Source organism: Streptomyces phaeofaciens, assembly GCF_014648915.1.
Lineage (GTDB): Bacteria > Actinomycetota > Actinomycetes > Streptomycetales > Streptomycetaceae > Streptomyces > Streptomyces phaeofaciens.
Window position 1 is genome coordinate 1 of record NZ_BMSA01000088.1, and the last position, 1,407, is coordinate 1,407.

Consider the following 1,407-nt stretch of genomic DNA (forward strand, 5'->3'; position numbering starts at 1 on the left):
ACCAGCTCACCCCCCGCGACTGGGACACCGACCACACCCTCGCCCCACTGATCACCGAGCTGAACCGGATCCGCCGCCGGCACCCCGCACTGCACCGGCTGCGCAATCTCCGCTTCCACGACACCGACAACGACTCCGTCCTCGCGTACAGCAAGCGCGACGGGGCCGACACGGTGATCGTCGTGGTCAACCTCGACCCCCACCACACCCAGGAGACGACGGTCTCGTTGGACATGCCGCAACTCGGCCTGGATCACGGCGCGTTCCTGTCCGTGCACGACGAACTGACCGGCGAGACGTACGCCTGGGGCAGCAGCAACTATGTGCGCCTGGAGCCTGGTCCGACGCCGGCCCACGTGTTCCACGTCCGGTGACCCGCACCGCAGATCGGAGGCTCCAGACCGCCATGACCGTCAACGAACCTGTTCCGGACACCTTCGAGGACACCCCCGCCAAGGACCGCGACCCCGAGTGGTTCAAGCGCGCCGTGTTCTACGAAGTCCTCGTCCGCTCCTTCCAGGACAGCAACGGCGACGGCGTGGGCGACCTGAAGGGTCTCACCGCGAAGCTCGACTACCTCCAGTGGCTGGGGGTCGACTGTCTGTGGCTGCCGCCGTTCTTCAAGTCGCCCTTGCGGGACGGCGGTTACGACGTCTCGGACTACACGTCCGTGCTCCCCGAGTTCGGCGACCTGGCCGACTTCGTGGAGTTCGTGGACCACGCCCATCAGCGTGGCATGCGGGTCGTCATCGACTTCGTGATGAACCACACCAGCGACCAGCACCCGTGGTTCCAGGAGTCGAGGAAGGACCCCGACGGGCCCTACGGCGACTACTACATGTGGGCCGACGACGACAAGCAGTACGCCGACGCGCGGATCATCTTCGTCGACACCGAGGTCTCCAACTGGACCTTCGACCCGGTCCGCCAGCAGTACTTCTTCCACCGCTTCTTCTCCCACCAACCCGACCTCAACTACGAGAACCCGGCCGTGCAGGAGGAGATCCTGGCGGCCCTCCGGTTCTGGCTGGATCTCGGGATCGACGGCTTCCGGCTGGACGCGGTGCCCTATCTCTACGCGGCCGAGGGCACCAACTGCGAGAACCTTCCGGCCACGCACGAGTTCCTGCGGCGCGTGCGGCGCGAGATCGACGTGATGTACCCGGACACGGTGATCCTGGCGGAGGCCAACCAGTGGCCCGAGGACGTCGTCGACTACTTCGGCGACTACGCCTCCGGCGGCGACGAGTGCCACATGGCGTTCCACTTCCCCGTCATGCCCCGCATCTTCATGGCCGTCCGCCGCGAATCACGCCACCCCGTCTCCGAGATCCTCGCCAAGACCCCCGCCATCCCCGTCAACTGCCAGTGGGGCATCTTCCTGCGCAACCACGACGAACTCACCCT

Annotated in this window: 2 protein-coding genes; both read left to right on the forward strand. The window is 66.3% G+C overall.

Annotation, left to right across the window (positions count from 1 at the left end; genetic code table 11):
- Positions 1 to 374 (forward strand): alpha-glucosidase C-terminal domain-containing protein (locus IE275_RS45650; protein WP_189718601.1); only part of this gene is annotated, 374 nt, incomplete at its 5' end.
- Positions 375 to 406: 32 nt separating this feature from the next.
- A partial coding sequence (locus IE275_RS45655) for an alpha-amylase family glycosyl hydrolase (RefSeq protein WP_268255379.1) occupies positions 407 to 1,407 on the forward strand: 1,001 nt, incomplete at its 3' end.